Here is a 24,022-nt window from a genome sequence, read left to right as displayed (position 1 = left end):
GTAATAGGCTATTGCGGGAGAATGGGGGCGATGGAATGGACGGTGATGTAAATGCACTCTATCAGGAATATCAAATTATGCGTTTGCGGGCAGCTACAGAAATACTGGATATATTAATGGGGTGGTTGGAACAGGAAGCGGTTAAGACTCAAAATAGTGCCACGGTCACACAAATCGCCACAACCATTGTCGCTGTCTTGAATCTTTCCCTGCAGCAACCGGCGCCGGTCGTGGTGGCACCGGCTACTGAACCGGTGGATTTGGAAAGTCCGCTTTTATAAAGCAAGTATTGGCAAGCGGAGCGAAAGCTCTGCTTTTTCTCATTCTATTTGGCGTTCTGCGAATTTGCCTAAACTTTGGAATTTATTGGGCGGCATAACCTGTTGTGGCCTGCGAGACAATACACGTAGCGGAGGTGAAGACAACGGTGGCAATATCTGGAAAGACAGTGCAGGCGGTGTCTCTGGACAAAATGATCTCACCCTTATCAAAGAATAAGATTCTAATCTTAGTTGAATCACAGAATCCTGGATTATGCGACCAGATGGAAACGACTTTTGCCCTGTTGAACGGTATTGGTTATGAACTGGCCGATCTTTTTGATGAATTTTTAGCCAACCGGTATTTAACTGTGGAAGCGGCAATTTCGCCGGAAAATGAGCGGGCAGCAACGGAACTGGTAAACTATCTGAACACGGCCCAGCTTTCCCAAGCCGTCAAGGCTTATCTTTTTGTTAATGAGGCGTTGATCCGTCCGGTGATTTCCAGCGTATCGATATAGGATTAGACGGGCTGCGAAAAACATTTAGAACTCGTAATCGGTAGGGCAGCTTACGCATGATTGTCGGGTGTGTCCGGAAATTAAGCCGGCTGCCATATGATCAAAGAGATATTTGAAAAAACACCCTAAGGGGCGTTTTTTTATATTATGAATATATTGGAGTGAGTATGAAAAGCGAGCAGGGAGAGATACTATGTGGAAGATGTTTTGCCTGGACCGGTGTATCCCCTTTTATACCGTCATTTTTATCTCCATCTGGTTTGTTGCCTGGGTTTTAAATTCCGTCCACAGCTTGCAGTTTGACTTTGATTTGGACCGGCTGAGAGATATCTATGCCTGGTTGATGACACAGCTTAACGCCACTCATGCCATAAATTCTATCTGGAATAGTCCTAAAGGCTGTGTTCCTGACAAGAGTGCCAGTTCTTAGGCGGATTAGAGAGCCGGTGACCAATTTAGCCAGGGATTGGAAGGCACTGATAAATTCCGTCTTCTCTATTGGCAATTTTTATGATAGAATTCACTTAACGCCGTTGGTAAAACTTGTCTTACCCAAATAACAAGACAAGCGGGAGGGAAGATAGATGGAATTATGGCTTACAGAACAGCAGACGGACCATGTGGGTCTGACTTGCCGTGTGAAAGAAACGTTATTTACGGGGAAATCCCCTTATCAGGATATCGCCGTGGTTGATTCAGCGGAGTTTGGCCGTATGCTAGTGCTGGATGGAGTGTTCCAGACTTCGGTTTTTGACGAATTTGTGTATCACGAAATGATTGCGCATGTTCCTTTGCTTACGCATCCTAATCCCCGTCAGGTATTGGTGATTGGCGGCGGTGACGGTGGCACAATCCGGGAAGTGGTAAAGCATCCGGCTGTTGTGCAGGCGGAAATGGTTGAGATTGATGGTTTGGTGGTAGAAGTAAGTAAAAAATACCTGCCTGAGATTAGTGAGGCCTTGCTTCAGGAGAATCCGAAGGTGCGGCTGAAAATTGGCGACGGTATTCAGCACATGAAGGAAGCGCAGAACAAATATGATGTGATTATTGTCGATTGTTCCGATCCCATTGGGCCGGGCGAAGGGCTGTTTACGCCGGAATTTTATCAGGATGTGTATAAAGCGCTGAAAGAGGATGGGTTATTCGTCCAACAGACAGAATCGCCCTTTTATCATCAACCGTTACTTCGCCGTCTCTTTAGTGATATTCGCGACCTGTTTCCCATTACGAGAACCTATCTGGCATCGATTCCCTTATATCCGGGCGGTTTGCACTGCTTCACCTTAGGATCTAAACATTATGACCCGTTGCAGGGTGAGGTGCCGGTGTTGCCGTTTTCCACCAGGTATTATAACCGGGACGTTCACCGGAGCTGTTTTGCCTTGCCGACCTTTATTCAGGATTTGTTAAAGTAGATATAACGATGACAAACAGGCTTGCCGCTATAGCGGCAAGCCTGTTTGTTTCCTGGGTCAGACGAGATTTTCCGGATTTAAGCCGTGCAATTCAGGCAATACAAAGATACCGTCTTTGCGAACCAGGCGGCCGTCAAAATAGATTTCACCGCCACCGTGATCCTTGTCCTGCATGCAGACCAGATCCCAGTGAATGGTCGATTGGTTGCCGTTATTGGCTACTTTGTAAGCATTGCCGGGAGTAAAATGAAAACTTCCTCTGATTTTCTCGTCAAACAGCGTGTCTTTCATCGGAATGGTAATATGGGGATTGACGCCTAAGGCAAATTCGCCGATGTAGCGTGCGCCTTCATCGGTATCCAATATTTCATTGATCCGCTCGGTGTGATTGGCAGTGGCTTTCACAATTTTTCCCTGACTGAATTCCAGACGGACATTCTCATAAGTAACGCCTTGATATACGGCAGGCGTGTTATAGCTTAAGACGCCGTTTATCGAATTTCTTACCGGAGCGGTGTATACTTCGCCATCCGGTATGTTGCGTAAACCGGAGCATTTTACCGCGGGAAGTCCTTTGACAGAAAAAGAAAGCTCCGTGCCGGGGCCGATAATCTTGACTTCATCGGTTTTTTCAAACAGTTCGATTAGCGGATCCATAGCGGCGGCCATTTTTTTGTAGTCCAGGTTGCACACTCTGAAATAAAAATCCTCGAAAGATTCGGTACTCATATTGGCTAACTGGGCCATGGAAGCATTGGGATAGCGCAGTACGCACCATTTTGTATGGGGCACGCGGATGTCCATATGGACCGGACCAACCCAGTTTTGCTGATACTTGCTCATTTGGGAGGCGGGGACATCTGCCAACTGGCTGACATTATGGCTGGCGCGGATACCGATGTAGGCATCCATTTGGCGCATGCGTTCCGCTTCCCACTGACCGATTAATGATAATTGCTCCTGATTGGCTTTGAGCAACAGGGAACGTTGAATTTGATTATTTTTTAGGGTGACGAAAGGGATGCCGCCTGCCTGATACACCTCGTCTATTAATGCCGTTGTCAGGGGCAGGGCATCATCTACCATTTCGATTAAGACCTTTTCACCCGGCTGGATATGGGTGGAGTAGGTAATCAGGTTATGTGCCAGGGTTTGAATTCTTGCATCCATAAATTTACCTCCTTTAGTTGCGGCCGGATCTGTTCAGACCGTTGAAAAGCTTATCTATCATAGTATTATTGGCTGCAGGTAATAATTATCCTGTCTGCGGCCGGGCAGAATAAAAAAATAAGTTAAAAAAATCATAATAGGGTATTGCGTTTTTTTATGTAATATGGCATAATATTAAATGTCCTTCCTCGATAGCTCAGTTGGTAGAGCAATCGGCTGTTAACCGATCGGTCGTAGGTTCGAGTCCTACTCGAGGAGCCAATACATTGGCCCGTTGGTCAAGCGGTTAAGACACCGCCCTTTCACGGCGGTATCGGGGGTTCGATTCCCCCACGGGTCACCAACATACGGGCGATTAGCTCAGCTGGGAGAGCGCCTGCCTTACAAGCAGGATGTCGGCAGTTCGATCCTGTCATCGCCCACCACATCAAACAAGCCACTCTAACAGGGTGGCTTGTTTATTTTTTGTGAAGAATGGAGCAGAAGGGCCTTTGTGTAACAGGGACTGTTCGGCAAATGAGAAGAGACAGAATTAGAGGGTTGCCAGACTCAGCAGGCCAAACAAACCGATGACCAGGCCGGATAGACGGTTGAGCCAGTGGAGTCTGGTACGATGAAAACGGGGACGGAGTATGGTGACAGTTCCGCATAGCAATAACCACCACAGTAAAGAGCCGAGGAAAACACCTCCGACGATAAACGCTGGCTGGATATATGTTTCACGCCAGGTGCTGCCGGCTTGCACACCAAAGCCGGCGAAGATGGCAGCGAAAGACATAATGGTCATAGGATTGGTTAATGTCAGAAAGAAAGCCGAAGAATAAGAACTGCTAAGATTATTTTTTATGGAAGAAGTGGTGACTGTGTCGGCTGGCAGGGATCGAAAGGTGGTATAGCCCAGATAAAGCAAAAACAACCCGCCAATAATATGCAGGAGAAATTGCTGGCTGATTAAAAAGGCGGAAACAGCGGTTATGCCAAAAGCCGCTATCAAACCATAGGCTGCATCGGCGGTTGCCGTGCCAAGGCCGGATAAAAAACCGTACAGCCAGCCATTCGCTAATGTGCGTTGAATACAGAGCAGGCCAATCGGACCTACGGGTGCGGCTATGGAGAATCCCAACAACATTCCTTTAAGAAAGAGTGATGATTCCATTGTCAGCGTTCCGTTGGCTGCTTGATGGGGAGTATGGGGGTTTCCTTGACAGTTGAAAGAATGATCGTTGTTCTGGTTTTAATGCCTGGCAGAGCTTTGATATCTTCGCTGATTAATTTTTCCAGTTCACGGGTTCCGGCACAGCGTACTTTGAGCAGGTAATCTTCCGCACCGGCTATATGGTGACATTCCATGATTTCCGGCGACTGCTTTACCAACTCTAAAAAGGTAGGTCTGTCCGCCGGATTGTCCAGCGTGATTAATATGATGGAGGCCAGGCCGCAGCCGGCGTATTCTGGGTTGATTAAGGCCGCATAGCCGGTGATTACTCCCTGTTCTTCCAGCTTATGCACTCTGTCAGCTGCGGCAGGGGCGGATAAGCCCAGTAAGGTGCCAAGCTCTGCCCAGGTTGCACGGGCATGATGCATTAAATGAGTAATAATTTTATAATCAAAATAATTCACCTAATAAAACGATCCTTTCGTAACTTTTTATCTAATAATACATTTGAATAATTTAAATGTCAATAAGAAATACAACAGATAAACAGGGAGAACGGGTAGCTTGCCGGCAATAAGAAACTGCCAGCCATATCATTTATAGAATATGGCTGGCAGTTTCTTATTTGAAGATTAGTAGTCTTTGTTTTGATTTGGCCTATTTTTATTTTTCCAGTTCCACGACAAATTTATTACGGTCACCGCGGTATTTGAGCTTTGAAAATTCAATCACCGTGCTATTGGGGAGGAACGCTTTGGTTTCAAAATATAGAAGCGGATCGCCTTCCTTGATTTCCAGAAACTGTGCGTCGGTTTTCGTGGCTCGTTGGGCTTCAAAAATGCGCCGGACTCTTTTGATGAACAAATTGTTTTTTTCAAAAGTAGCGTAAATAGAAACTTCTTTTAAATTCACTTCCAGTAGTTCCGGGCATAAACGATAGGGGATAAAGGTATTAACGAGGACAATGGGCTCATCATTGGCATAGCGGAGGCGCAGCAGTTCGATAACTTTGTCGCCCGGCTCGACTTCCAGCGCCTGAACGAGTTCTTCGTCCGCTTCAGTGACCTTAAGGTCCAGGACCGTGGTTTTAGGCTTAATACCTTTGCGGAGCATGCCTTCATTGAAGTTTTCGATGATATGGACAAACTCCTGATTAATTTTAGGTTTCGTTACAAATGTACCTTTGCCTTTTAAGCGGGATAAGTAGCCTTCGTTAACCAACTCATTGATGGCCTGGCGTACTGTCGGGCGGCTGATACTAAACATCGCGGACAGTTCAATCTCGGTAGGGAGGCAGTCGTTTTCACGAAAATTGCCTGATTGGATTTCTTCTAAAAGCAATTGTTTCAATTGGTAGTAAAGCGGTACAGGTACTTTTTTGTTTAATTCTTTATTTTCAAGAGCCAAGGTTAGCCTCCTACTAATCTAAAAATAGTAATACTGTGAAAAACAATTATAGTATAGCATACTCCCTGTAAGCATATGTTGTTTTTATTATATACGGCTTATGGCCAATTGACAAACATATCACAGACTGCTACAATTTAATCATGTAAGTATATGTAAGTATGTAATGTCATATCATATAGGAATTGCTAGATACAAGTATTTCGGGAAAAATAGATTGATGTATAAGGAGGTTTTCTGATGAGTATTGTTTTATCGCCTTCGTTATTGGCTGCGGATATGGGGCATTTGGCGCAGGAACTGCAAACGCTGGAGGAGTGCGGCATTAAAGCTTTGCATATTGATGTCATGGATGGAAATTTTGTTCCCAATATCGCTTTTGGACCGGATCAGATCAAAATGCTTCGTCCGCTGACTACAATGAAATTTGATGTACATCTGATGATTGTTAAACCGGAGCGGTATATTCAGACTTTTGCCGATGCCGGGGCGGATGCCATTACGGTCCATCCCGAAGCTTGCACTCATTTGCACAGAACGCTGCAAATGATTAAAGCGACCGGCAGGACGGTCGGGGTATCGCTCAATCCGGCTACGCCGATTGAAGTGCTCGAATATATGTATGAATTGGTGGACCGGGTATTGCTTATGACGGTCAATCCCGGTTATGGCGGGCAGAAGAATATTGTGGCCATGAATAAAAAAATCGAACAGTTAGCTGCTGCTAAAGAAGCAGGAAACTATAGCTTTGAAATTCAGGTGGACGGCGGGATCAATAAGGAAAATATCAAGGCTGTTATAGCCGCCGGAGCACGAAACATCGTGATCGGTTCTGCCTTGCTGCAGCGGGGAAAAACCAAGGAGAACATCGCCGACTATCAAAATATTATTCGCTCTTTACAGCTATAAGCGGTAAAACAGGACAAGAGAGGAGGCTGTACTGTGAAAATTGCTATTGGATCTGATCATGCAGGATATGCGATGAAAGAAGGGCTGAAAAAGTTCTTAGCCAACCGGTCAATTGAAGTTGTGGATTGTGGGCCTGACACGGATGCAAAACCGGCAGAGTACGTGCCGATTGCCAAAGCGGTGGCAGAAAAGGCGGCAGGGGCGGAAGCTGACGGTGGTATTTTAATTTGCGGTACCGGAATGGGCATGTCGATTGCCGCCAATAAAGTGCCGGGAGTGCGAGCCGGTCTTTGCAATGAATTGTTTACTGCCAAATATGCGAAAAGCGATGTCAATATTAATGTGCTGTGTATGGGCAGCCGGGTTATCAGCCAGCGGCTGGCTGAGGAAATTACAACGCTTTGGCTTGATACGCCTTTTACCGGCGGTCGCTTTATTCCCCGGCTGCAGCAGTTGAGTGAGCTGGAAGCAGAAACGAGGGATGGCCGATGATTCAGATTGCCGCTTCCATTATGTGTGCCAATCAGTTAAAACTGGCCAATGAATTGGACCGTCTGGCGAAGGCGAAGGTGGACATGCTGCATTGCGATGTCATGGACGGTTCCTATGTAGACAATCTGGCCATGGGACCTTATGTGCTGGAGGAAATCCGGGCCTATACCGAGATTCCGCTGGATATCCATCTGGCGGTATTTGAACCGGAACGCTACATTCCCCTGTTTGCCGGCTGCAAACCGGAATATATTTCGGTCCATGCCGAGGCAACCAATCATTTGCACCGGGCCTTATATATGATTAAAGAAATGGGAGTCAAGCCGGTTGTGGCTTTAAACCCTTCCACACCGTTGTCGGCCATTACCCATGTGCTGCAGGAAGTGGATATGGTACTGGTTATGACGGTTGATCCGGGGTTTGCCGGCCAAAAATTTGTAACCAGTGCATTGCGGAAAATTAAGGCACTTACCATGCTTTGCGAAGAACGGGGGCTTAAGCCGTTGATTCAGATTGACGGCAATATCAATAGTCTGACCATTCCCGCAGCGGTAAAGGCCGGCGCCAATGTTCTGGTTGGCGGAACCTCGTCCATTTTCCGTGGTGAAGATGCCGATTATGCGCTGCTGGTTCAGCAAATGCGTGACGCGGCTCAGGCTGGCTGATAAGATAGCCGGGCAGTTCTGACCGAAGCGTTACTGTTAAAAAAATTTAGGAGGAAATGAGCATGAAAATTTTATTGGACACGGCTAATGCCGCTTATATTAAGAAAATTAATGATTTATTCCCGATTGACGGAGTAACGACCAACCCCAGTATTCTGGCCAAGAACGGTAAACCGTTTATGGAGGTATTGCAGGAAATTCGCTCGATTATCGGGCCGGACCGGACGCTGCATGCCCAGGTGATTAGTCAGACAGCAGAGGAAATCCTTGTAGAGGCAGATTATCTTATTAGCAAGCTGGGAGCGAATACCTTCATTAAAATTCCGGTTATTCCGGAAGGGTATAAAGCCATGCGCTTGTTGCACGAAAAAGGCGTCAAGGTTACGGCCACAGCCGTCTTTACTGCTCAGCAGGCACTGATGGCGGCCAGAGCCGGGGCTAACTATGTCGCTCCCTATGTAAACCGGATTGATAACATTTCCGGCGACGGAGTGCAGGTGGTCGCTGATATTGCACACATATTTGAGTCTTTTGGTTTTGCTACCGAGGTGCTGGCGGCCAGCTTTAAAAATGTTGATCAGGTACAGAAATGCTGCCTGGTTAAGGCCCATGCGGTAACGGTCAGTGAAGACGTATTTGACAGTCTGACCAAGCATCCCTTAACTGACTGGAGTGTTAATAAATTCGTAGAAGACTGGGAAGCAGTTTATGGAAAAGGAACCAAGGTGAGCAACGCATAACAGCGCGGCGATCAGACTAATTTGGAAACAAAATTGGGTCATCTTCTCGGGGATGGCTCATTTTATTTTGTTAAAAAAATCATCGATGATTATCCATAAAACTGTTAATAATGTTATTAAATAAGTTTGATAAAGAAGGAATTGACGAAAATGAATAGAAATATATTGTACGAACTTATTTAAAATAATAAAAAAGTTGTTTTTTTATTATTTTCTTAAGTGTGCGGACTGAAAGATGCCAGTGAAAGCCGGTTTTTTAGTACCTCGTCAGCCTTAAAACGGTAGGATTATGGCGAGACTATTTTCGCAGCACAAGGTGGAGTAAGGAGGCATGCTGGAAGTATGCTGACTGACGGCAACGGAGGGGTGCGGAAAATAGACCGCCAGGATTTACTGAATTAAGGCTGTTGAGGTATTAGCAGCAGAGGGTGTTAATAACTAGTAAGGGAGGGGTATGCAGGTGATCTCGTTGCCATGTAAAGCTACCAATAGTATCAATGACTTAACCGTACTAAATACCATTAGACGACGGGGGCCTATTTCACGGATTGATATCGCCAGGCTGACAAATCTAACGCCTCCTACGGTTATTAATATTGCCAACAAACTGCTGGATGCCGGACTTATTCTTGAATATATGATTGGAGAATCCAGCGGCGGCAGACGGCCGTTACTGTTAAAGACCAATCCCGGTTTTGCCGAAGTTATTGTGGTGTTGATCCGCTCGAAGAATATCGAGGTATACCGTACAGATGCCGATGGGGAGGTAATAAAAAAGCGAACCCATAGCATTGAGAAGCTAACGGCCGATGATATTATCAACTGGATGACGGCATCGCTTAAAGCCTGTGTTGAGGAAGCGGAGGCGCCGGTAGCGGCAATTAGCATTGTGGTGCGCGGACCGGTTAACTCCGTTGCCGGTATATCCGTGTATGCTCCCTCGATAGGTTGGCGTAATGTGCCGCTTAAATCCATTGTGGAAGAAAAATTCCGGATACCTGTATTTGTCGAAAATGACGTGAAAGCGATGACTCGGGGCGAATACTATTACCATTTTATTAAGGAAACCGACAATGTGGTACTGGTGAAAGTGGGACATGGTATTGGCGCCGGCATTATTATTGCCGGTGAATTATACCGGGGGCTGACAAACGGGGCTGGAGAAATCGGGCATACGATCATCGATGTTACCGGTCCGGTGTGCAGTTGCGGTAACTATGGCTGTCTGGAAGCGCTGGCCTCGGAAGCGGCACTCATTTCTTCCGTGGTGCGGGCTATTAAGGAAGGCCAAAAATCAATGATCAGTGAAATGGTCCAGGGCGAGCTGGAAAACGTTACGGCTGACGATATTTATCAGGCGGCAGCGGAGCAGGACGATCTTGCGATCTTTATGCTGCGGCAGGTGGCCCGTTATTTGGGAATTGGCATCGCCAATATATTCAATACCTTTAATCCGGAAATCGTTGTTATTGGCGGCGGTTTGGCCCAGGCGCAGGAATTCATTGAGGAAACCATTCGCAGCACGGTGGAGGAACGGGCCATGGGTAATTCCTACCGGGCGGCTGAAATACGGTTTACAACCAGCAAAGAAGGAACTATCAAGGGCGCTGTGGACATGGCATTAACCGAGGTTTTGTAAACCGAATCATTTTGCTAAGGCGGGCGAATTTGGGGAAATACCTCAAATTCGCTTTTTTTCGTTGATAAAGAGGAATTTCACCGGAGGTGGTTAAACTATTAAGCAAGGAATAGCAGCAGCAGTGGAGTGCGGTTAGGGCAAGGAGATGGGAAGATGGAAGCAAAGAAACGAAGAGAACGATTGCTGGAACGGCTGCAGCAATCGGACGAACCGTTAAAGGGAACGGTTTTAGCCAAAGAGCTGGGAGTCAGTCGTCAGATTATTGTTGGCGATATGGCTATTTTACGGGCGGCAGGTACGCATGTGTACGCTACACCGAATGGTTATGTACTGCCCAGGCCCAAGCCCCAGGGAATGATTGCGACCTTAGCTTGCCGGCATACGACCGGCAAGATGGGAGAAGAACTGGAGATTATGGTGGACTATGGAGCAAAAGTACTGAATGTTATTGTGGAACATCCGGTATATGGTGAAATCAGGGCTAACTTGATGCTGGCTTCGCGGCAGGATGTTGCCGATTTTGTTGAAAAACTGGAGGCCAGCGGCGCCGAGCCTATTTCCATTGTGACAGGCGGTGTTCATCTGCATACGATAGAAGTCCCCACGGGTGAAATATTGCAAAAAATACAGGCTAAGCTGCATGAAAAAGGGATTCTGCTGGATTGAAGGAAAAGAGCTGAACTTTGAAGTCGGCTCTTTTTTTATTTGAAGCTATGCGTGCCGGCTATAGCGAATTCTATGAACTTAGTGCTTGCTAACGGTACGATTACTCTTTATAATGAACATGTGACAAGACAGATGTAAAGTTTGGAGTGGTGAAGGGTATTATGGATATTATTGGTCGTTTGGAGCGAATTCCTGCCGGCAGTTTTCACTATCGGCTGCTTGTGATTACCGGCTTGGGCTGGATGTTTGATGCGATGGACACGGGGATTATTGCCTTCGTGCTGCCTTCTTTGGCGAAGGCCTGGAGTCTTACCGCCGCGCAGGTAGGCTATATTGGTAGTGCCGGGCTGGTAGGCATGGCTCTGGGGGCTGTTTTATCCGGTTCGGCTGCCGACCGGATCGGCCGGAAAAAAATGTTTGCCTCTACGTTAATTCTTTACAGTATCGCGACAGGGCTGTGCGGGATTGCCTGGAACTTTTCCTCCCTGGTCGTACTGCGATTTCTGGTTGGTTTCGGTCTGGGAGGGCAACTGCCGGTAGCGGTGACATTGGTTAGTGAATATGCGCCACCGGATAAACGGGGGCGGTTTATCGTTCTCTTAGAAAGCTTCTGGGGAGTAGGCTGGTTGGCGGCGGCCTTGATCGCTTATTTACTTATCCCGCATTATGGCTGGCAAATGGCGTTCTTTATCGGTGCGGTGCCAGCACTGTATGTATTTTATCTGTGGAATTGGGTGCCCGAGTCGGTCCGGTATTTGCTGGACAAAGGTCAGATCAAAGAAGCCCATAATATTGTCTGTGATATTGAGCGCCGGGCCGGTTTGACGCCGGTAAACGATATGATAGCTCCACCGTCGGAGCCGGTCAAACGCAATGCCTTTTCGGATATATGGGCGCCCGAATTTTTTAAACGGACGCTGGTTTTGTGGATCATCTGGTTTGGCATTGTATATTCTTATTACGGTATTTTTACCTGGCTGCCTTCGTTGATGGTGGGACAGGGTTATACAGTGCTTAAAACTTTTGAGTATGTGTTGATTATGACACTTGCTCAGTTGCCCGGCTATTTTGCCGCAGCCTATCTGGTGGACCGGATCGGACGGAAGGCGACACTGGGCGGTTTTCTGGCGCTTAGTGCTGTGGCTGCTTTTTTCTTCGGACAAGGCGGTACGCCGGGCGTAGTACTCTTGTGGGGCAGTTTGATGTCATTTTTCAATTTGGGAGCCTGGGGTGTTGTTTATACCTATACTCCCGAACTCTATCCTACCCGGATAAGGGCTTTCGGTTCCGGCTGGGCCGCAGCCGTCGGGCGGATTGGCGGGATTTTGGCGCCTACCATTGTGGGCTTCATGCTGCAGGGACAAGGCGGTTTTCAAATGATCTTTACCATGTTTACCGCGGTCATGCTGCTGGTAGCGGTAACGGTATGGCTTGCCGGTGAGGAAACGAAAGGCAAGACATTAGACGAAATCAGTCGATAGGAAACAGGGGGCAGGGCCGGTTATAATCGAACGGAATCAGATTAGTGTATTGTTTGGAAACGAATTTAGAGGAAGGTTGTTTGCTCTCAGTGAAGTGTTCGATATAAAGGTATTTTTCAAGTTTTAAACAGGGATGTAAAAAAGGCGAGAGTGATCATTTGCTGGTAGCAACTCACTCTCGCCCTTTTTTTAAGTTTTAAAATAAATAGTTTCCAGTAAAAAACCTCTAGCAAAATTGCTAGAGGTTTTAAATTTCTTATGGTGCGCCCGGCAGGAATCGAACCTGCGCACCCGGTTCCGGAGACCGGTGCTCTATCCCCTGAGCTACGGGCGCATAAAACATTCATTTAAAGACGAATATTATTATAGCATATCGAATATAGATTGTCTATTTATTTTAAAAAATAATTTTAGGGAATTTATGTGATTATTCCCCTTATTATCAAAAGTGTAGGTCTAGCTAATAATCTTATTCATACGTTCGTGCGGAGAGTTTTCAACCCAACAGTGTTTTTTCTATCTCACAGAATATAATTTTATTTACAGTTGTACTACGAATTAGGCAGGCAATGCGTAGTAAAGAGCATAAAATCTACATGCTCAAAATAATTTAAAACCAACAGAGTGTTGATTCTACTAGGGCTTATTGATTCCCCAGAATGTATAATCGGGCCCGGGAGCGCCAAAGAAAAGGCTAAGCCTTCTAGCAATTGCTAGAAGGCTTTTTTGTGTTTTACTTTATATCTTGATAACTTGAGTTGCGCACGTCATTTTCTCAATATGATATTTCTTGTGCCTTTTCTTTTTAGTGATGAAAAAACACTCAGCCATTTTTCGTTTGCGACTTGGGGTTGTTGCTTCCTTATGGCGTTCTCTTCGCTGGCCGTATTTGGGGGATAAAAGCGAGCCATTACTAAGATTTTAGCTGGTAAGTGTTAGTAGATTAGTTTGATATTATGTTTTTTTAAGAAGTTTATCCAGCCTATATCTGGTTTTTGATCGGTAACGATATAATCAACATCGGTAAAATCAAGTGTTTTTATAAATGAAATCTTATCGAACTTGGAGTGGTCTACCAAAAGAAGCGTTGACCTGACCTGCCGAACCATTTGTTGTTTAATATCACTTTCGGCTTCATTGGATTCCATAATTCCCTTTTCCCGGTCGATTCCCTTACAGCTAATGATGGCAAAATCAACATAGTAACGACTGAGCGCTTTGCAAGCCGCCGTTCCGACCTGAGCGAAGGAGTGGGAACGTAAATCGCCGCCAGTGGAAATCATCGTGAAATCAGTATCGGCAAAATCGTTTAAAAGCTTAATGGAATTGGTGATAATCGTAATGTTTTTTTTGTTTACTAAAAGATGAATCAATGCCTGAGCCGTTGTGCTGGAATCCACCATAATCGTGTCACCGTCGTTGATTAACAGCTTAGCTTTATCGGCAATAATTTGTTTGGCCGGGGAGTTTTCTACCGACCGTTTGGAAAAAGATAAATCTTCAATGATCGGATCTTTTAATACGGCCCCGCCGTGACTTCTATATAATAATCCTTCATTTTCAAGCTTCTCTAAATCCCGCCGGATGGTTTCTTCGGTTACCTGGAACAACTTGCTTAGCTCGTTTACGTAAACCTTGTTGTTTTGCTTTAAACATTCCATGATTTTTTGGCGTCTTTCTAGACCTAAAATAAAAATCACCTCGATTACTTATACTTTTTGGTGAAGGTAAAGGCAGTTCTTGTTTGATATAATTATCTAATTTTAGTATACAATTTCTTGCCCGGAAAAACAACATGATAGGCAAAAAGGGAATAAAAAACGACAATAAAATGAATTTATAAAAAGAAAATACAACATAAACAAAAATAAATAAAGAAAATATATATTGTTTTTGATTTGTTTTTGTGGTAATATACGAAACAGAAAGATGATTTGAAAGATTCGGATAATTGGTTTGATTGGGGATTTTAATGCAATGGAGGAGAAAAATGAGAAACTACTATTTAGCCATTGATATCGGTGCATCCAGTGGGCGCCATGTAGTAGGCTGGATGGAAAATCAAAAGCTTTGCCTTGAAGAGGTCTATCGTTTTGAGAATAAACTTATTGAACGGGACGCTCATCTTTGCTGGGATATGAAGCGTCTGTTTCACGAGGTGGTAGAGGGAATTGCCCGCTGCAAACGTTACAATTGCATTCCCAAAAGTATTGGCGTCGATACCTGGGGAGTGGATTTTGTCTTACTTGATGAAACTCAGGAAATGGTAGGTGAGGCTGTAGCCTATCGTGATAACCGGACTAAAGATATCGACAAAAAGGTGTATGAAGTCATCAGTGAGCCTGATCTATACTACCGAAACGGAATTCAAAAATTGCCGTTTAATACAATCTATCAATTGTTTGCGGTTAAACTGCAGAATCCGGATACGCAGGACTGGGACTGGGAGCTGCTGGAGAAGCTGGGGCTGCCTAAACATTTATTCAGTACCATACATGTACCTAAAACGGTAGTGGGGTGTTTAACGGAAGAAATACAGAAGCTGGTGGGTTTTAATACGGAAGTGGTTCTGCCGGCGACCCATGACACCGGTTCGGCTATTTTGGCTGTACCGGCCAATGACGACGACTATATCTACCTGAGTTCGGGCACCTGGTCGTTAATGGGAATTGAACGTAAAATAGCAGATTGTACGGAGGAAAGCAGAGTCCGAAATTTTACGAATGAGGGCGGCTACCATTATCGTTACCGTTACCTGAAGAATATTATGGGACTTTGGCTGATACAGTCCATCCGCCAGGAGTTTAAGCATTCCTATTCGTTTGACGAGCTGTGTACGTTGGCCAAGCTGGGCAGTTATTTTCCCTCGCTTGTTGATGTTAATGACACTTCCTTTTTAGCGCCTAAAAGCATGATTCAGGCTTTGCAGGATTACTGTGAGCGCACAAATCAGGAAAAGCCGGAAACCGAATGCGAGATTTTGGCGTGTGCTTATCATAGCTTAGCCAAGAGCTATGCCGATACGGTGCTTGAAATCGAGGCTATTACCGCTAAAAAGTATTCCCGTATCCACATTGTGGGCGGGGGGAGCAAGGATGGATATTTAAATAAACTTACTGCCGATTATACCGGTAAAGAGGTCTATGCCGGGCCGGTAGAAGCAACTGCGTTGGGGAATATTCTGGTACAAATGCTGAAAGCGAAAGACCTTGCTGAACTGAAAGAAGCCAGGGAGATCATCAAGAGGTCGTTCGATATAAAAAAAGTGGGGAGTGAAGGTTAAATGACAAGGTTTGAGGCAGCAAAGGATTTATACAAGAATGTGGGAGTGGACGTGGAGGCGGCGTTAAAAAAGCTGGAAAATGTAAAAATTTCCATGCACTGTTGGCAGGGTGATGATGTTTCGGGTTTTGAAAATGCTGCCGCATTATCCGGCGGGATTGCCGCTACAGGGAACTATCCCGGCAAGGCAAGAAATCCGGAAGAATTGATGGCCGATATTGATCAGGCCCTTAGCCTGGTACCGGGAACTCATAAGATTAATTTGCATGCTTCCTATGCGATTACCGATGAGAAAGTAGAGCGCGATCAACTGGAGCCAAAGCATTTTGCAGCCTGGGTACAGTTTGCCAAAGAAAGAGGTCTGGGCTTGGATTTTAATCCCACATTGTTTTCCCATCCTAAAGCTGCCGAGGGTTTGACCTTATCTCATCCGGATAAGGAAATTCGCCGGTTTTGGATTGATCATTGCAAAGCTTCCCGGCGAATTGCGGAGTATTTCGGGAAAGAACTGAGCAGTGTTGCGTTAAATAATATTTGGATTCCCGACGGTTATAAAGATATTCCGGCGGACCGCTTGAGCCCGAGACGGCGGCTAAAAGAATCGTTAGATGAAATCTTTGCGGAAAAACTGGACTCACGCTATCTTGCCGACAGCGTAGAGTCGAAAGTGTTTGGGATTGGTCTGGAGTCTTACACTGTTGGGTCCCATGAATTTTATCTAAATTATGCTGCGAAAAATGATGTGCTGTGCTTGCTGGATAATGGTCACTATCACCCGACGGAAGTGGTTTCCGATAAAATACCTTCGATGCTTTTGTTTTATGAACGGTTGGCACTGCATGTAACCAGGGCTGTACGATGGGATAGCGATCATGTCGTGTTATTTGATGATGAAACAAAGGAGATTGCCAAGGAGCTTGTCCGTTGTGACGCGCTGGACAGAGTATTTATTGGCCTGGACTTTTTTGATGCAAGTATAAATCGTATAGCGGCCTGGGTTGTTGGTATGAGAAATATGCAAAAGTCTCTCCTCTATGCTTTGTTACAGCCTCATCAAAAACTGGCTGAATTGCAAACTGCCGGGAAATTTTCCGAATTGATGACGTTGCAGGAAGAACTGAAATTATATCCGGTTGGCGATATCTGGGACTACTTCTGTGCGACACATAATGTGCCGGTGCGGGAGACTTGGCTAAAAACAGTTCTCGACTATGAAAAAACGGTCTTGTCAAAAAGGGGATAAACAAACATGAAGATTGCAGATATGAATTTTGTTAAGGGTTTCATCAGAGTTACAGAAGATGGTTTTAAAAAGGGCTGGCATGAACGGAATGGCGGGAATTTTAGTTATCGCCTAAAACAGGAAGAGGCTGTTTCCATTCAGGCTGAATTGAACCCGGCTAGTCAATTTGCTCCAATCGGTGTAAGTGTACCTAATCTGGGAGGAGAATATTTTCTGGTAACCGGCAGTGGTAAATTTATGCGTAATGTCAGTTTATGTCCTGAGGATAATATTGCCATAGTGTATGTTGATGAAAAAGGAGAGAACTACAGTATTGTTTGGGGTCTTGAGCAAGGCGGAACTCCAACCAGCGAATTTCCTACTCATTTGTTAAATCATAGCATTAAGAAAGAAATAACCAGGGGGAAATACCGGGTGATTTATCATTCGCATCCGGCCAACGTTATTGCGCTTACTTTTGTACTTCCCCTGGAAGATAAAGTGTTTACGCGCACTTTGTGGGAAATGATGACCGAATGTCCGGTTATTTTTCCTAAAGGCGTAGGAGTTGTACCCTGGATGGTTCCCGGCGGCAGGAATATTGCCATAGCAACAGGTGAGTTGATGAAAACCTATGATGTGGCCATTTGGGCGCATCACGGAATTTTTTGTGCCGGCGAAGATTTTGACAGTACCTTTGGTCTGATGGACACCGTGGAAAAATCGGCGGAGATTTGCGTGAAGGTACTGGCTATGGGCGGGAAACGGCAAACGATTCCTGTACAGGGATTCAAAGATTTAGCCAAAGATTTTAAAATTGACCTGAAAGAAGAATTTCTAGATTGAACTAATATGGAAAGGCGATGAGGAGGACTCAGCCCTTCTCTCACCTTTCTTTATGACAGGTTTTTGCAGCTTGAATTATCGGAACATACTGAGTTTATTGTTAATTCGGGAGTATTCATAAAGAGAAAAGAGGTAAAGACAATGAAAAACCAAGAACCTTCGGCATGGAAGAAAACGATTATTGCCGCTATGACAAGTTATATCGATGCGGGCTCTATTGTAGCAGGCGCCGCGGGCTTAAGTTTATGGCAAGCCTATTTGGGAATGGACGGAATGCAATTGGGACTTCTGGGCGCACTGAGTTCAAATGCCGGTTCGGCTGCAGTGGGGGCATTAATCGGGGGTCGCCTTTGCGATAAGTACGGCCGCAAGTTTGTGTACACCTATGATTTGCTTGTCTATATTATCGGGATGCTCTTTATTGTTTTTGGTGTGAACTATCCGATGCTCTTATGCGGTTATATCATTGTGGGATTGGGTGTAGGTGCCGATGTTGTGGCATCGTGGACGATGATTGCCGAAGAGGCGCCGGCGGAAAACAGAGCCAAGCATTGTGGTTCGGCGCAATTTGCCTGGGCACTTGGCCCGGCGGTCGTGCTGCTCTTATCCGTTTTTGTAAACAACTGGGGATTGTTGGGGAATAGGCTGGTATTCGGGCACTTAATCATTGTGGCAGCATGGGTATGGTATCAACGGCTGCGGATGCCGGAATCTAAGGACTGGCAGGAAGCGAAGAAAAAGGAAAATGAATTACTTGCCACAGGGCGCCTGGAGAAGCCTTCCTATAGTGTCTTGTTTAGCGGGATTAATCTTAAGACGGTATTATTTCTTTGTGGAGTGTATTCGATCTGGAATTTATGTGCCAGTACCTGGGGCTTCTTTATGCCCTATATCTTTGAACATGTAGGCAACCTTTCCAATGCGATGAGTAATGCTTTGCAAGTTGGGTCTTTTGTCATATCCATTTTAGCGACATTTTTTATCTTCATGGGGCTGGGAGATCGGGTAAACCGTAAGCTTTTGTATTTTGTCATCGGTGCTATTTATGTGGTAGGATGGTCGATGTGGCTCTTGCCGCCGGAAGCGATGACAATGGGAATGGTTTTTGCTTTTACTGCTTTTGCCGGAATTAACAATGGTGCAGGTCAGCAGGCTTTTTATCAGCTTTGGTGCAGTGAACTGTTTCCTTCGCGCTATCGGGCAACTGCACAGGGTTTTACTTTCTTTGTTACGCGATTTGCCGCTGCGGTCTGGGCCTTTGCCTTCCCGATTATCATGGAGAGTTTAGGCTTTAGATATGCGGTGGTGCTCATGGTTGCTTTTGCAGCTATCAGCTTGCTTATTGGGACAATCGGAGCGCCGGACACGAGCGGTAAGACCTTGGAGCAAATTGAAGAAGAGCGTTACGGGACAAAATATGCGCAGGAACTATCCGCCAACGCGCAGGAAGAGACTTCCTGCTAGCGAAAGTAAAATCCAAGCAATAAGGAGTGTGGCTATCATATGGATCGATATGCCTGGAAAGCAATTGTACACGAAGGAAAGCTGCAGGAGTATAAGAAGCGGCATGATGAGATTTGGCCGGAAATGAAAAGTGTTCTTAAAGCTGCAGGTATCCGTAATTATACAATCTGGAATGTGGGCAATGAATTGTTTGGCTATTACGAATGTGAGAAAGGAGCCGGTTATGCGGCCGAGGTTCAAGGAAAAAGTCCGGTTGTTGCCAAATGGAATGAGTATATGAAAGATGTTATGATCATGGTCATGGATCCGAAGACCGGTGCACAGCCTAAGTTGGAACAGGTGTTTTTCTTGGAGTAATCATCGGGCGATGTCATAAAGGTAAATACATGCCAGTAAGACAGAGCGCCTGTCAAAGAGAGCACGGAGGAAATTCACCCTCTTTGTCGCAAAATCAAAGCCTCGCGCGAATTTGCGCGAGGCTGTTTTTTACATTATCAAAAGTTCGGACCTCTGCGGTCCTGCTGCAGATGCCTTTTTGCGTCTTAGTGTTTGTTTTATGAAAAGACACAGCTTGTGTTAAGGCAGAGCTGTGTCTTTTCTTTTATGTTGTTGGATGAGTTGTAGCTAAAGGATCTTCTCCGTATTTATTGGGGCCTGGTGTTCCTGGCAGAGAGATCATAATTACCCAGATAATAAAGGAGATAATATTGTTTGTTAATTTTGCTGTTGAAAAACCTAAAAAATTACTTATTAAGCCAATGAGTACTACCCAGAGTAAAATCCACAGTCCCGATAGATTTAGGTCGTGGAGTCGCTTTATTGAGTTGGCCAGACTATAAAGAATAATGAAGAAACCTACCGCTATTACAATAATCCAGGAAATGGGCTTATCGCCCAACAGATGAAACGTGCCTAACATAAGAAACATATTTCCAATACACATTAATAAGAAAACGAGACTTCTGATGATATATTTAGACCGATTGATTCTTCCGGTAAATGAGAAAACCCCGTCTTTTTTAAATAGATTGAGCAAAATATTCAGTTGAAACAACCTCCTCGTGGCTTTTGGATGTTCTGTAGTTGGTATAATACCGAATTCGTCACAGGGTAATATTTCCCTGCAATGTAAGAATTGCAATAGATAAGTTAGGTTTTAAAAATAAAAAAATATTTTGAACGAGGTGGTACATAGTTGAAGGTAGAGAGTCACGCCATTGCAAAGATAAATATTCTATAGTATAGTAAATTTACCTATATTTAGGATTAAAGGAGTGTTAGCAGGAATGCAAAATATCCCTTCTTCGTATAACCACACCACTGGCAGTCAGACGGCAGTGCTTGTACAAAGCTTTTTTATGCAGGTTTACGGCTGGATGATGTTCGGGCTTTTGACAACAGGCGTACTTGCTTTTTATACCGCTCACTCACACTTTCTGCTCAGTTTGATCTTTGGCAGTAAATTAGTCTTTTATGGATTGCTTTTGGCGGAAGTGGGCATTGTTTTTGCTCTGGGTAATTCGATCCAGTCACTCAGTGCAACAGCCGCCAGCTTTTTGTTTTTTGTGTATTCCGCATTGAATGGGTTAACGCTGGCGTCGATATTTTTGCGTTACACCCATGGCTCGATTGCCAGTGTTTTCTTCATTACTGCCGGAACTTTTGGGGCAATGACGATTTATGGTTATCTAACAAAAGCGGATTTAAGTAAGTGGGGTAACCTTCTTTTTATGTCCTTAATTGGACTTGTTATCGCATCTCTGGTTAATCTATTTGTACAAAGTTCGGCTTTAATGTGGGTACTAACCTATGTTGGTGTTTTAATCTTTGTTGGTTTAACAGCGTATGATACTCAACGGTTAAAAGAAATAGCTCATCAACTGAATGACGAGGGAAGTATCGGCAAGTTTGCTGTACTTGGGGCATTAACCTTGTACCTTGATTTTATCAATTTATTTCTTTACCTTTTGCGTATTTTTGGTAAGCGGCGCTAATCATTTGGGCCTTGAAGCTTGTCGTATTCGGATTTCTAATGTAAACGGATGATTCGAACTTTAGAAGTAATATCAAAGTTAAAAAAGTAATAGACATGTAAAACGAGAGGGATCAATGGTTTTTACCCCAGTGATCTCTCTTCATTATGCCAGGGGAGGAGATTAAGAGGAACGCCTGGAGCTTATACGGAAAGGTTACAACAGGTTCTTTTGCATACAAATCGACTCCTGCAAATCCTTGTATTGACCATAGTTTTGCATTATGACATAGCCTAAGCTACGATACAAACCCATAGCCTCAACCAGAGAAGCGCCTGTTTCTAATAGTAATGTGTTATAGCCTTTTTCTTTGGCCCGTGCTTCCAGTAAACGCATTAATTCTTTGGAAATTCCCTTGCCGCGATGCTCTCTTTTTACGAAAACTCGTTTAACCTCAGCAATCTTATTATCATAAAATTTAAAACTGGCACAGCCAATAGGGCTGCTGCTATCGTCGTAAGCTAAAACCACGTCACGAATGGCATCAAGCGTGTTGTAGGGAATATACTGTTGCCGGTTTGCCTCTCCTCCGGCAAGCTCATTCAGATATTCATCTAACAATTGGCTGAGTTTAACGAAGTCTTGGTTGCGGCCATTGGTATAGATAAATTTCATAGCTATCCTCTCTTTTCATACCTGAATATTTTATTACTGATTATATTTTAGCCAAATTAAAGGCAAGCGGTAAATACATATTTTAACAGAACGGAAGAGTTTGAGTAAAAAGTTGCTGTTGCTGAGTTCTTTGTTTACGTTTGGAGGAGTTGCAGCCTCCATAAAGAAATAACCATTATGATTCAATGCTTATTAATTAAGCATGCTACATCAGCCCTAGATGGAAGCTGACGGTGAGCTATCAGCTAGGGAAACTTCAAATAGCGGGCGAAATATTGGATATGGTTGTAATGGGGAGGCGGGTCATGAAAATCAGGAAGTGTGGTATTTTGGCAGTCCTTAGTATAAGTTTTTTCCTTATGCTAGGCTGGGTACAGGTTGTAGCAGCCGAAGATAGCAAAGACGATCATATTGTTCAACTACAGATACTGACCATTAATGACTTTCACGGTGCTCTGACGGAAAGTGGCAAGAATCCTGGCGCAGCTAAGTTGGTAACGTTTTTAAAGGAACTTAAAGCCAAGAATCCCGAAGGGACGTTGCTATTAAGTGCAGGTGATATGTTTCAAGGTACTGTCGATTCCAATCTTTTGCATGGAAAAACAGTTGTTGCTGTGATGAATGACGCTTCGTTTGATGCCATGACTCTCGGCAACCATGAGTTTGACTGGGGCATTCAGGTATTAAAGGAACGCATCGCGCAGTCTAACTTCCCGTATGTTTGCGCGAATATCCTGGAACGGGATACAGGAAAGCCGGTTGATTTTGTTAAGCCGTATACCCTGATCAAGCGCAAGGGTGTGAAGGTGGCCATTATCGGTATTGCCACACCGGAGACCGCCTATAAGGCCAATCCTAACATAGTAGGGAGATATCTTTTTGAAGATCCCCCAAAGGTAATCAATAAACTGGTGCCTGTATTAAAAAAGCAAAATGTCGATGTGATTGTAGTGTTGTCCCATCTTGCCAGTTGGATGAATGAAGACGGGCAGCTTAGCGGCGATGCGGTAGATGCTGCTTTCGCGACTCATGGTATTGATGCGGTTGTTTCCGGCCATTCGCATCAGACCGTCTATGGTAAAGTTAATGGAATACCCGTGGTACAGGCTGACTATAATGGCCGGGCCGTCGGTGTTATTTCGCTTGCTTTTAATAAAGACAATCATACCGTAACCAGTTCCGCTGCCAGTATAGCCGTACCTTATCCGGAACTGCCGGCTGATGCTGGCGTTAAGCTGCTTTTAGATCAAACGCAAAAAGAACTGGCCGCCGTTAAAAACATAGCGGTGGGAGAGACTGTGCACGAGCTTAGCCATGACCGTTATAGCTTATCCCAAACCATCCTGGGCGAATGGGTGACAGACACGATGCGGCAGAAAGTGCAGGCCGATGTTGCCTTTCAAAACAGCGGAGGACTGCGCACAGGGATAGCTGCCGGTAGCATTACGATGGGAAAGCTTTATGAAGTCATGCCGTTTGATAACACTCTGTTTACGGTGGAGCTGACAGGAAGACAGATTATGAAGGTGTTGGAATACGGATTTACGCACGGGCAGCTTGGTATGGTTCAGTATTCCGGCTTAGCTGTAACTGCTAAGGTTGATGAAACAAAGCAGCTACAGATTGTTGCGGTTACCATGGCTGATGGCACACCGTTGCAGCCGGAAAAAATTTATAAGGTTGTTACGAATGACTTTATGGCAGCCGGTGGGGATGGCTTTACAATGTTTAAAGAAGGAACCCGGCTTTACGATACGAATATTCCGGTCAGAGATGTCCTGGCTGATACCCTGCGAAAAATGAAAGTGATTGATTTTTCCGGTGATACTCGTTTGAATATCATAAGTTTCCGGGAACGCCGGATAGATGCTGCATAAGGCCCAGGTGATGGAGAATACTTAAGCATAGCAATTAAAAAAATCACCAGGAAATTGCTTCAAATAAATTGCATAATATAGAGATTACAGGCGGGTGGTCTTTAGAAGATGGCGTGTTAAGTATAGCTTTCAGAGAAATCCTGATGGATTTGCACCGGAGAA

Annotated in this window: 25 protein-coding genes and 4 tRNA genes; 21 read left to right on the top strand and 8 right to left on the bottom strand. The window is 44.9% G+C overall.

Annotated elements, in window-relative coordinates; translation table 11 throughout:
* Window positions 1-35: 35 nt before the first annotated feature.
* The 4 genes from BMW43_RS03200 to speE all read left to right on the top strand — a co-directional run bounded on the left by BMW43_RS03200 (window position 36) and on the right by speE (window position 2,196).
* The gene (locus BMW43_RS03200) at window positions 36-281 is read left to right on the top strand and encodes a hypothetical protein (protein WP_091743950.1); all 246 of its coding nucleotides are present in this window, start codon (window positions 36-38) and stop codon (window positions 279-281) included.
* Between the two features lie 146 nt (window positions 282-427).
* On the top strand, window positions 428-781 hold the full coding sequence (locus tag BMW43_RS03195) for a hypothetical protein (protein WP_091743949.1): 354 nt from the start codon (window positions 428-430) through the stop codon (window positions 779-781).
* A 193-nt stretch (window positions 782-974) separates the two neighbouring features.
* Entirely contained in the window at window positions 975-1,211 is a 237-nt protein-coding gene (locus BMW43_RS03190; RefSeq protein WP_091743948.1) for a hypothetical protein, read from the top strand.
* Between the two features lie 154 nt (window positions 1,212-1,365).
* Window positions 1,366-2,196 (top strand): polyamine aminopropyltransferase, encoded by an 831-nt coding sequence (gene speE / locus BMW43_RS03185; protein ID WP_091743947.1) that lies wholly within the window; start codon window positions 1,366-1,368, stop codon window positions 2,194-2,196.
* 57 nt (window positions 2,197-2,253) lie between these two features.
* Here speE and BMW43_RS03180 read toward each other — a convergent pair whose 3' ends face one another.
* Window positions 2,254-3,366 (bottom strand): aminopeptidase, encoded by a 1,113-nt coding sequence (locus BMW43_RS03180; protein WP_091743946.1) that lies wholly within the window; start codon window positions 3,364-3,366, stop codon window positions 2,254-2,256.
* A gap of 185 nt (window positions 3,367-3,551) precedes the next feature.
* On the opposite strand from BMW43_RS03180, the gene BMW43_RS03175 reads away from it, so the two are divergent.
* The 3 genes from BMW43_RS03175 (at window position 3,552) to BMW43_RS03165 (ending at window position 3,791) form a co-directional block, all read left to right on the top strand.
* Window positions 3,552-3,627: transfer RNA gene (locus BMW43_RS03175), tRNA-Asn, on the top strand.
* Between the two features lie 7 nt (window positions 3,628-3,634).
* Window positions 3,635-3,709, top strand: a tRNA-Glu gene (locus BMW43_RS03170).
* A 6-nt stretch (window positions 3,710-3,715) separates the two neighbouring features.
* Window positions 3,716-3,791 (top strand) — tRNA-Val (locus BMW43_RS03165).
* A 107-nt stretch (window positions 3,792-3,898) separates the two neighbouring features.
* Here BMW43_RS03165 and BMW43_RS03160 read toward each other — a convergent pair.
* The 3 genes from BMW43_RS03160 to BMW43_RS03150 form a co-directional block, all read right to left on the bottom strand.
* Window positions 3,899-4,522, bottom strand: a complete 624-nt coding sequence (locus BMW43_RS03160; RefSeq protein ID WP_091743945.1) for a LysE family translocator — start codon at window positions 4,520-4,522, stop codon at window positions 3,899-3,901.
* A 2-nt stretch (window positions 4,523-4,524) separates the two neighbouring features.
* The gene (locus tag BMW43_RS03155; protein WP_091743944.1) at window positions 4,525-4,986 is read right to left on the bottom strand and encodes an Lrp/AsnC family transcriptional regulator; all 462 of its coding nucleotides are present in this window, start codon (window positions 4,984-4,986) and stop codon (window positions 4,525-4,527) included.
* 199 nt (window positions 4,987-5,185) lie between these two features.
* A complete protein-coding gene (locus tag BMW43_RS03150; protein WP_091743943.1) occupies window positions 5,186-5,929 on the bottom strand; it encodes a GntR family transcriptional regulator in 744 nt (247 codons plus the stop codon).
* A 240-nt stretch (window positions 5,930-6,169) separates the two neighbouring features.
* Here BMW43_RS03150 and rpe (BMW43_RS03145) point away from each other — a divergent pair, with 240 nt between their 5' ends.
* From rpe (BMW43_RS03145) to BMW43_RS03115, 7 genes are all read left to right on the top strand, one after another.
* The gene (rpe, locus tag BMW43_RS03145; RefSeq protein WP_091743942.1) at window positions 6,170-6,838 is read left to right on the top strand and encodes a ribulose-phosphate 3-epimerase; all 669 of its coding nucleotides are present in this window, start codon (window positions 6,170-6,172) and stop codon (window positions 6,836-6,838) included.
* A gap of 33 nt (window positions 6,839-6,871) precedes the next feature.
* Window positions 6,872-7,330 (top strand): ribose 5-phosphate isomerase B, encoded by a 459-nt coding sequence (gene rpiB / locus BMW43_RS03140; protein WP_091743941.1) that lies wholly within the window; start codon window positions 6,872-6,874, stop codon window positions 7,328-7,330.
* Window positions 7,327-7,995 (top strand): ribulose-phosphate 3-epimerase, encoded by a 669-nt coding sequence (gene rpe, locus BMW43_RS03135; RefSeq protein ID WP_091743940.1) that lies wholly within the window; start codon window positions 7,327-7,329, stop codon window positions 7,993-7,995. The genes rpiB and rpe (BMW43_RS03135) overlap by 4 nt, the downstream gene beginning before the upstream one ends.
* Window positions 7,996-8,057: 62 nt before the next feature.
* Window positions 8,058-8,735, top strand: coding sequence for a transaldolase family protein (locus BMW43_RS03130; RefSeq protein WP_091743939.1), 678 nt, complete (start codon window positions 8,058-8,060; stop codon window positions 8,733-8,735).
* A gap of 460 nt (window positions 8,736-9,195) precedes the next feature.
* Window positions 9,196-10,374, top strand: coding sequence for an ROK family transcriptional regulator (locus tag BMW43_RS03125; RefSeq protein ID WP_245732199.1), 1,179 nt, complete (start codon window positions 9,196-9,198; stop codon window positions 10,372-10,374).
* A gap of 153 nt (window positions 10,375-10,527) precedes the next feature.
* Window positions 10,528-11,040 (top strand): transcription repressor NadR, encoded by a 513-nt coding sequence (locus BMW43_RS03120; protein ID WP_091743937.1) that lies wholly within the window; start codon window positions 10,528-10,530, stop codon window positions 11,038-11,040.
* 161 nt (window positions 11,041-11,201) lie between these two features.
* A complete protein-coding gene (locus BMW43_RS03115) occupies window positions 11,202-12,521 on the top strand; it encodes an MFS transporter (protein WP_091743936.1) in 1,320 nt (439 codons plus the stop codon).
* Between the two features lie 259 nt (window positions 12,522-12,780).
* Here the strand turns inward: BMW43_RS03115 and BMW43_RS03110 are convergent.
* Both BMW43_RS03110 and BMW43_RS03105 read right to left on the bottom strand, forming a co-directional pair.
* Window positions 12,781-12,855: transfer RNA gene (locus BMW43_RS03110), tRNA-Arg, on the bottom strand.
* A gap of 601 nt (window positions 12,856-13,456) precedes the next feature.
* Window positions 13,457-14,212: a DeoR/GlpR family DNA-binding transcription regulator gene (locus BMW43_RS03105; protein ID WP_177173450.1), complete on the bottom strand. Its 756-nt coding sequence runs from the start codon at window positions 14,210-14,212 to the stop codon at window positions 13,457-13,459.
* Between the two features lie 299 nt (window positions 14,213-14,511).
* Between BMW43_RS03105 and BMW43_RS03100 the strand changes: the two genes are divergently transcribed.
* From BMW43_RS03100 to BMW43_RS03080, 5 genes are all read left to right on the top strand, one after another.
* Window positions 14,512-15,804: a rhamnulokinase gene (locus tag BMW43_RS03100; protein WP_091743935.1), complete on the top strand. Its 1,293-nt coding sequence runs from the start codon at window positions 14,512-14,514 to the stop codon at window positions 15,802-15,804.
* Window positions 15,805-17,046 (top strand): L-rhamnose isomerase, encoded by a 1,242-nt coding sequence (locus tag BMW43_RS03095; RefSeq protein WP_091743934.1) that lies wholly within the window; start codon window positions 15,805-15,807, stop codon window positions 17,044-17,046.
* Window positions 17,047-17,052: 6 nt separating this feature from the next.
* Window positions 17,053-17,871: a rhamnulose-1-phosphate aldolase gene (gene rhaD, locus BMW43_RS03090; protein WP_091743933.1), complete on the top strand. Its 819-nt coding sequence runs from the start codon at window positions 17,053-17,055 to the stop codon at window positions 17,869-17,871.
* A 141-nt stretch (window positions 17,872-18,012) separates the two neighbouring features.
* Window positions 18,013-19,335: an MFS transporter gene (locus BMW43_RS03085; RefSeq protein WP_091743932.1), complete on the top strand. Its 1,323-nt coding sequence runs from the start codon at window positions 18,013-18,015 to the stop codon at window positions 19,333-19,335.
* A 39-nt stretch (window positions 19,336-19,374) separates the two neighbouring features.
* The gene (locus tag BMW43_RS03080) at window positions 19,375-19,692 is read left to right on the top strand and encodes an L-rhamnose mutarotase (protein ID WP_091743931.1); all 318 of its coding nucleotides are present in this window, start codon (window positions 19,375-19,377) and stop codon (window positions 19,690-19,692) included.
* A gap of 244 nt (window positions 19,693-19,936) precedes the next feature.
* Here BMW43_RS03080 and BMW43_RS03075 read toward each other — a convergent pair whose 3' ends face one another.
* Window positions 19,937-20,389 carry a DUF805 domain-containing protein gene (locus BMW43_RS03075; protein WP_177173445.1) on the bottom strand — a complete coding sequence of 151 codons (453 nt, stop codon included), beginning with the start codon at window positions 20,387-20,389 and terminating at the stop codon, window positions 19,937-19,939.
* Window positions 20,390-20,621: 232 nt separating this feature from the next.
* Here BMW43_RS03075 and BMW43_RS03070 point away from each other — a divergent pair, with 232 nt between their 5' ends.
* Window positions 20,622-21,329 (top strand): Bax inhibitor-1/YccA family protein, encoded by a 708-nt coding sequence (locus BMW43_RS03070; protein ID WP_091743929.1) that lies wholly within the window; start codon window positions 20,622-20,624, stop codon window positions 21,327-21,329.
* A gap of 195 nt (window positions 21,330-21,524) precedes the next feature.
* Here the strand turns inward: BMW43_RS03070 and BMW43_RS03065 are convergent, their stop codons facing one another.
* Window positions 21,525-21,983, bottom strand: a complete 459-nt coding sequence (locus tag BMW43_RS03065; RefSeq protein WP_091743928.1) for a GNAT family N-acetyltransferase — start codon at window positions 21,981-21,983, stop codon at window positions 21,525-21,527.
* Window positions 21,984-22,288: 305 nt separating this feature from the next.
* Between BMW43_RS03065 and BMW43_RS03060 the strand changes: the two genes are divergently transcribed.
* Complete coding sequence (locus tag BMW43_RS03060) at window positions 22,289-23,860, top strand: bifunctional metallophosphatase/5'-nucleotidase (RefSeq protein WP_177173444.1); 1,572 nt, start codon at window positions 22,289-22,291, stop codon at window positions 23,858-23,860.
* Window positions 23,861-24,022: the final 162 nt, after the last annotated feature.

Origin of the sequence: Propionispora vibrioides, assembly GCF_900110485.1 — a bacterium.
GTDB classification, from domain to species: Bacteria; Bacillota; Negativicutes; order Propionisporales; family Propionisporaceae; genus Propionispora; species Propionispora vibrioides.
The sequence above is the reverse complement of the archived record's forward strand: the minus strand, read 5'-3'. Positions and strand labels throughout refer to the sequence as shown.